This window comes from Aquimarina sp. RZ0 (assembly GCF_008370685.1).
Lineage (GTDB): Bacteria > Bacteroidota > Bacteroidia > Flavobacteriales > Flavobacteriaceae > Aquimarina.
In genome coordinates this window covers 78,954-86,411 of the sequence record NZ_VTZU01000025.1, presented here as the reverse complement: position 1 = coordinate 86,411, position 7,458 = coordinate 78,954, and the positions used below count along the sequence as shown (strand labels likewise).

Sequence of the window (7,458 nt, the reverse complement as noted above, 5' to 3'; positions counted from 1 at the left end):
TTATATATTAAATTTGGGGATCGGATAGCACTTGATTTAGCGACCAAGCCCCAGGAGGGCTCTGGGAGCTAGCTCCCAGAGCCCTCCTGGGGCTTAACCCTGAGACAGGGTTATAATTACACTTCCTTCTATTTTAAAAAATCTATTATTGCAATACTATATCACTGTATTTAGCATTGATTGTAATTACTTTATCTGTATTACGCGTTCTCTGGAATCCATTTATAAATACATTCCCAAAATTCTTTCTGGCTTTTGCTTCCAAAGTTTTTGGCACTGCTATTCGGCTTTGTACTCCACTATACGTAAAATTAAAAGCTACCTCAGGAAGTTTTAGTTTAAAATCGCTATTCTCAACAGCTAAATCCAATGTAGAAAATGTGTCTGACAGATTTGCTATTGTAATAGCCCCAAAACTTCCGGATATTGCTCCATTCTCTTCTAATTCCTGAATAAAAATATTACTAGAGTCTGCATTTACTCTAAGGTTTTTAGCAGACTGAATTCTACAATTCTTCACATAATTAATAACGAGTCTACCTTCATTCCATTGCCTGATGGATACTGGTGAATATGAAGATCTAATAAATGTACGTTCTCCCTCTATCAAATTAGCCTCTAAATTGGTATGCGATAACGAAGCAATAATATTCTTAGTTTTTTCTGCCAGTTTTATATCTCCGTGACGTATATTCAACTTAAGAGTCGCTTCTTTTGGCATACGTATCTTCACTATTCTATTTATTTTAATATACTTAGAGCTACGAGTACTATATCTGTAAACCATAACATTTGATCCATTTCTCTGAGTAATCTCTACATTTCCTGAATATTCACCAGAAAATTGAGAAGCCCAGGTTTGCATTTGTTGAATAAACTGCTCTCCTGCCCAATTTTGTGAAGTAATAGGAACTTTAGATTGTACTTGTTGTGTATTCTTACTCAATTCACTGGTCCAGCCTGCAAGGACACTTTCATAATTATCGCCAAATTTTTCTTTTATTTGATCTCCCCATTGCTGAATATATTTCTCTTCATTTTCTCTAAACTTCTTCGTATCAAAATTCATACTTGCAAGGTTTTGAGAAAGTGCACTTGGCATAGGATTATTTTCTATATTTTTCAGAATAGGGCTTAACATATCTGCAATGATTGGTGCTAAATCCGATACTCTGCTATTTTTATTATTTACACTAACAGCATCCGACACATTCCCTCTCCAAAAATTACCAGTAAGTGAATTTATTGTAATTTCTTTACTATTCCCAAGGGCTTCTATCTGCCAATTATGTAGTAAACGTTCCTTATTTAATTCTGTTACATTATCACCTTCTATATACGCTTCAATATCCACAGTGTTTTTGTTCCAAGTTTCGAAAATCACAGCAGTATGACTAGTATTTAAATTAAGAATAACATTACTATTTACATTAAATTTTTCATTGAGTTTGCTTTGTTTATTCTGGGCAAGCAGTCCGGCAAAACATGCTATACTTAGAGTAATAAAATTAAGCTTGTATATCAGTGTAATTTTCATTTTCAATTTTTTCTAATTCTTTTAGTTTGTCTTTTAATCTATTTAAAAGAGAAAGCCTTAGTGTTAAGTTTTCAATCATTGCTTCTGCACTCTGCAGATTAGGACCAACCTCGATTAATTCTTTATTCAGGTCCTGATATTCTTTATTGAGGTTCTCTAATCTTTTCATAAAACTCTCCACTAATTCTCTGTTAGTATCATCTACAGTGATCTGTGATAATTCAAATTTTATACTGGTCAGTAAGTAATCTTCTGCTTTTTCATACTCAGGGGATATTTTTGCCAAAGATGACGTCTGCTTTGATAATATTACGGTAGCATCTTTTACTAATGGAGATTCTGTAGTCACAACTTTTGACCCTTCTATTTCTGAATCCCCTAATTGATTATATGCAAAAAAAGAAACAGAAAAAATCACGACTATACTTGCTGCGATTTTAAACCACCGATAGTCAAACTTCCTCGCTTTTTTAGGAAGTTCTTCTTCTAATCTAGCCATAAAACGCTGCTGATGTCCTTCATTTATATATTCTGAAGGAATCCGATTGTCTTGCTTTAATAACTCTCTAATATCCTGTCCCATTTCTTAAATGTTTTAGTTGATCCTGAAGCTGTTTTTTTCCTCTATGTACTAATGTTCGTGATGCTACCGGAGTGATATCCAATATTTCGCTAATTTCTTTATGATCATATCCTTCTATCAAAAACAGCATTACTGCATATTTATATTTTTCTGGTAATCTTTCGATGGCTGATTTTATCTCATCCACTGTAACAGCATCTGATACCGACCAATCATCTTGCTCCTCTACTGTACTCATTACTTGCTCATTGATAGCAATCATATTCATTTTTTTTGCTTTGAGCATATCAATACTCTTATTGATTACTATACGTTTAAGCCATGCTCCAAAAGTCACATCACCTGTAAATTGGTGAAGTTTCATAAAAGCCTTAATAAAAGATTCTTGCATAGCTTCTTCCGCTTCAAAAGGGTCCTTAAGAAATCGTAGCGCTACATAATACATACCATCACAGTATTTATTATAAAGCTTCATCTGAGCCTTACGATCATTAGACCTACATTGTTCTATTAACTCACTTTGTAACAAACTCGTTTTTATTTTAGTTAGTGATACTTCTTTTAAAACTGTCTTAATTACTATTCTCTTCTAAAAGACGAGGTCTTATAAGTATTTGTTGCAAAATTAAAAATAAAAATCATTTTAAAAGCCCCTCTCCTTTTCATTATCAATTGATTACTCAAAATGAAAGAAAAAAGTAAGGTTTTTATATAAAAACATACTACATACTTACCCGTTGTGCATTTAGGCATTTTTTGGATAAGATTCGTCAGTTAAAGAATACGTCAATGGCAGTGCTTCGACTTTGGGAGAAGTATATCGAGAATAGAATTTAAATCCAAAAAAAGCTGTTCCCGATACATTTTATCTTCATTTCATTTAGGCAAAACACTTGAATTGATGTTTTTTTAATATAATCATTTCTAAATGCACAACAGGTTATAGACTTATAAATTAATATAATCATTCATCAAAATGCTCAGATCGACCACACAAAGTACCAGAGAAATTGAAAACGTAGCGAACTTAATCAAAGGAAATGTAAACTTTACAAAAGAGCTTATCCATCAAATTGACCATTTCCTGGAAACAAATTATATGTCAGAATCTGTTATAAATGCTCTGGTATCAAAGAGAAATGCCTATGCTATTGCTGTTATGAACTTTACCCGAGTTCATAACCAAGTGTCCTAAAAATTTATAACCTTTAAGGCAAGGCTATACACTATACTCCTGAAAAAAGTATTTTGACTCTTGAACCAATCACAAGCCTGCATAAATAAATTTTAAAATGAAGGGATCAGTATTAATATTTTGCTGCTATTTCTTTAAATTGCTTACTCATATTCCACTTAATAATAGTTGTTGCGGTCAATATTCCACTTGCCATTGCTCCTCCTACTCCCACCAATGTAATATCCTGACCAGTAAGATACAGTCCTTTGATCTTAGTTCTTGGTTTTAGCATTTTTGTACTAAATCGCTTCGGGCTATGGGTTACACCATATATTTCCCCGTATTTATAATTACTGAATTTACGTGTAGAAACAGGTGTAGAAACTTCTGCGTGTATAATATGACTTTCCAATTGTGGATATAACTCTTTTAATAAAGACAATCCTTTAGCTTTGAATTTTTCTTTAATCTCGTTATATTTTTCTCCTCTATTGAGCCAGGGTTGATCTTCGAATTCCGTAAAATCTTTATACCACGCTCTTCCAATTAACTGTATCGTAGAAGTGCCCAGATGTTCTTCTGACCAAAGACTATCTTTTGCTGATGGAAACGATATATAAGCAAATGATAATTGATCATCAGATAGATTATTCTTATCATTTAAAACTTTATCTGTATCTATATCCGCATACCACCAGATATTATATTTTGGCAGTTTCAAGTCTGCATTATTTTTATTCAATCCTATATACAAACATAAATGACAGGTGGATGGTTTAATATTTTTTAGTTCTTTATATTTTTTATGAAGTGATTTTTGATCCAATAAATACTGAAATGTATTATGAGCTCCGGCATTACTGATTACTTTTTTACAATGATATTCTTTTCCATTAATAACTAAACCACTCACAGAATGTGACGAAGTAATAATTTTATTCACCTTTGCATTTATAAAAACCGCTACTCCAAGGGATTCCAGATTCTCTATAATCGTTTCGTGAATGCGGTTAGCTCCTCCTCTTGGGTAATGCCCTCCTTCCATAAAATGATTAATTACAATACAATGCGATGCAAAACTGCTTTCTTTTGGTGATAATCCATAGTTCCCACATTGCGCGCATAATGCTGCAATCAACTCTTGATTATCTGTTATCTCTCTTAATGTATCATAAGTAGTTTTCTGAGAAAGAGGTTTTTGTATTCTTCTTAATAATGATCCCAAAGTGAGGTGCAACAATTCTGGAAAGGCTTTTTGCACAAAGTATAAAAGATTTTTTTTAATCGATTTGTTCAACAATTCCAGGTAGGCATCAATTGCCGATGTATCTTCTGGAAAATACTCATAGAATTTTTGTCTGAAATTTTCTTTCCCTCCTACAAACTCGAATCTTCGTCCCTTTATATAGGCTATATCATATGGATCTCCCATAGGATCCCATTTTAGTTTATTACCTGACAGATAGTTAAAAATTTTTCTCAATTGCGAATTTTCGTCCATATTTCCCACATAATGAACTCCGACATCCCAGACTAAACCTTTACGCCTTTTGAAAGTATGAGTAAAACCTCCGGGAGTATAGTGCTGTTCTAAAACAACCACTTTTTTTCCTGCTTTTGCTAGAAAAACTGCCGTACTCAAACCACCAATACCTGAACCTATAATTACATAAGTATCATCAGTAAAAAGTATATCAGAAGTGAATTTTTTGTAGGATTTTTCGACCATAAAAATGTAGTAAAAAACCAAAAGTACATAATTATATGTATATTCATAGGTAAATTACTGTATCTTTAATCACAAAAATCGCCATATGTCAAAGCTTTTAAAACGATCTATACTCATTATATTAGGAGTAGTGATCATTGCTCTTATTGGTCGATCCATTCTACGATCCAATACTAAAAAGCATAGTCCTGAACAAACAATAACGCATACTAGTAAAGATGCTGTTTTTACAGTATATTACAATAGACCTTATAAAAAGAAAAGAAAAATTTTTGGACATTTAGTCCCATTTGGAAAGGTATGGAGAACTGGAGCCAATGAAGCAACTACCTTTGACACTAACAAAGATATTCTTGTGGATGGCACAATACTAAAGGCTGGAACTTATACCCTATGGACGGTCCCAAATAAAGATTCATGGAAGGTGATTTTTAATGGATATGAATATGATTGGGGCGTTAGTATGATTGATGGAAGTCCTGCCAGAGATCCTGAGTATGATGCACTCACGCTAGAAGTCCCGGTCCAGCCACTATTAAATGTGGTAGAACAATTCTCTATTTATTTTGAAGAAGCCAATAATTTCTCTATCATGTATATAGCTTGGGATCAGACCGCAATTGCTATTCCTTTAAAGACTTGATTCGCTGATAAAATAGTCACTGAACTTATCTTGAGTAATGCTTTGACCTGTAAAACTTACATTTTTCACGCTAATTTTGTTGCTTTTTTTAACTGTATGGCTATGCTGAAAAAAATACTTCATTATAGTACAAAAGTCAAACTCTTTGGTTGAAAACCACTATGCAAGATAAATTCACTATTTAGAATTTTTTATTATCACTTTTCTTATCACTTTTAAAGATTTTTTTAATCTTGTAGGTTTCATAAAATGAATGTATACATTTGTAATATAAAAATTGTGATCAAAACATTATGGAGTCTAATGAACAACCTTCCAAAATACCCTTTGGCACAAACAAGGAAGTAATTGATCGGTTTAAAAACTTGCAACAAAAAAATATAGATGTAGCTCCAATATTTAAAAATATTATTGCAAAAAACACTACCGGACTGAGCAAAGGAATCACTCTGGTAGAAAGCACTCAAAAAGGGCATCGTCTCAAAGCTCAACAATTGATAGAACAATGCCTGCCTTATGCTAATAATTCTATTAGGATAGGTATTACGGGAGTTCCCGGAGTTGGTAAAAGCACATTTATCGAAGCACTAGGTACTCTTTTGATCCAAAAAGGCAAAAAAGTAGCTGTACTCGCTGTAGACCCAAGTAGCACTATTTCTGGAGGAAGTATCTTGGGTGACAAAACCAGAATGGAATCTCTTGTAAGATCTCCTAATGCCTTTATCAGACCTTCGCCTTCTGGTAGTTCACTAGGCGGTGTCGCTCAAAAAACAAGAGAGTCAATTATTTTATGTGAAGCCGCTGGTTTTGATATTATTATTATAGAAACTGTTGGCGTTGGGCAAAGTGAAACCGCCGTACACGGAATGGTTGATTTCTTTCTTTTACTAAAACTTGCGGGAGCAGGAGATGAATTGCAAGGTATTAAACGTGGAATTATAGAAATGGCAGATGCTATAGTCATCAATAAAGCGGATGGTGATAACCTTATGCGAGCCAGAGAAGCTAAAAACCAATTCAGAAAAGCATTACACCTATACCCTTTGACAGAAAGTAATTGGTTCCCAGAAGTACTTACATCCAGTGCCTTAGAAGGAATCGGAATAGAAAACACCTGGAATATGATTTTAAAATACCTAGACATTACTAGTAAAAATGGTTTTTTTGAGCAAAATAGAGTTCAGCAAAATAAATTTTGGTTACTTCAAACTATTGAAGAGCAATTAAAAGATTCTTTTTATAATCACCCGGCAATAAAAGAGGCACTAAACGAACAAATCAAAAATATCTTACAGAATAAAACAACTCCTTTTGCTGCCGCCACATACTTATTATCTCTGAGCAAAGGGAATATAAAATAAAGGATATTTCCCGTATTTATATCATTTCCGCCTTAAAAAAAATGATTATAACAAATTGATATCGTTATACAGTACCTAATTTATAATCAGAGACTATATCTATTTAGGCTCTTTTGGGTGATAATCCATTCCGATTCTTATACGATTTATAACTAAAAATTTCGCATATTCATCGTTTCTTTTTCCTTTCTACTTCGTTTAAAAAATAAACCGTAGCTATAGCTATGCTTGATTTTTTTGCCTTGCATAAAGAAAAAATAATTCAATGAATTTATACGAATTTTTTAATCACAAATCGTATTATACGTTCAGTTTTTTTCTTTTCCAATTAACTTTTCGTATAGATATAAACCTACCTCCAATGAAGAAGCCGCCGCTTCGGCTTATACTTATGTTATGACTATACTATTAATAACTTTGTCGCGGTA

At 33.0% G+C, this 7,458-nt stretch carries 7 protein-coding genes; 3 read left to right on the top strand and 4 right to left on the bottom strand.

Annotation, left to right across the window (positions count from 1 at the left end):
- Positions 1 to 145: 145 nt before the first annotated feature.
- From F0000_RS11305 to F0000_RS11295, 3 genes are read right to left on the bottom strand one after another with little or no spacing between them, the layout of a single operon-like run.
- Positions 146 to 1,537: a hypothetical protein gene (locus F0000_RS11305; protein WP_149624823.1), complete on the bottom strand. Its 1,392-nt coding sequence runs from the start codon at positions 1,535 to 1,537 to the stop codon at positions 146 to 148.
- Positions 1,509 to 2,120 carry a hypothetical protein gene (locus F0000_RS11300; protein ID WP_149624822.1) on the bottom strand — a complete coding sequence of 204 codons (612 nt, stop codon included), beginning with the start codon at positions 2,118 to 2,120 and terminating at the stop codon, positions 1,509 to 1,511. The genes F0000_RS11305 and F0000_RS11300 overlap by 29 nt, the downstream gene beginning before the upstream one ends.
- Complete coding sequence (locus F0000_RS11295) at positions 2,104 to 2,649, bottom strand: RNA polymerase sigma factor (RefSeq protein ID WP_255452695.1); 546 nt, start codon at positions 2,647 to 2,649, stop codon at positions 2,104 to 2,106. The genes F0000_RS11300 and F0000_RS11295 overlap by 17 nt, the downstream gene beginning before the upstream one ends.
- A 447-nt stretch (positions 2,650 to 3,096) precedes the next feature.
- Between F0000_RS11295 and F0000_RS11290 the strand changes: the two genes are divergently transcribed.
- Positions 3,097 to 3,315 carry a hypothetical protein gene (locus F0000_RS11290; protein WP_149624821.1) on the top strand — a complete coding sequence of 73 codons (219 nt, stop codon included), beginning with the start codon at positions 3,097 to 3,099 and terminating at the stop codon, positions 3,313 to 3,315.
- Positions 3,316 to 3,427: 112 nt separating this feature from the next.
- Here F0000_RS11290 and F0000_RS11285 read toward each other — a convergent pair whose 3' ends face one another.
- Positions 3,428 to 5,026 carry an NAD(P)/FAD-dependent oxidoreductase gene (locus F0000_RS11285; RefSeq protein WP_149624820.1) on the bottom strand — a complete coding sequence of 533 codons (1,599 nt, stop codon included), beginning with the start codon at positions 5,024 to 5,026 and terminating at the stop codon, positions 3,428 to 3,430.
- Positions 5,027 to 5,111: 85 nt separating this feature from the next.
- On the opposite strand from F0000_RS11285, the gene F0000_RS11280 reads away from it, so the two are divergent.
- Together F0000_RS11280 and meaB are read left to right on the top strand one after the other, a co-directional pair.
- Positions 5,112 to 5,669 carry a DUF2911 domain-containing protein gene (locus F0000_RS11280; RefSeq protein ID WP_149624819.1) on the top strand — a complete coding sequence of 186 codons (558 nt, stop codon included), beginning with the start codon at positions 5,112 to 5,114 and terminating at the stop codon, positions 5,667 to 5,669.
- Positions 5,670 to 5,962: 293 nt separating this feature from the next.
- Entirely contained in the window at positions 5,963 to 7,030 is a 1,068-nt protein-coding gene (gene meaB / locus F0000_RS11275; RefSeq protein WP_149624818.1) for a methylmalonyl Co-A mutase-associated GTPase MeaB, read from the top strand.
- Positions 7,031 to 7,458: the final 428 nt, after the last annotated feature.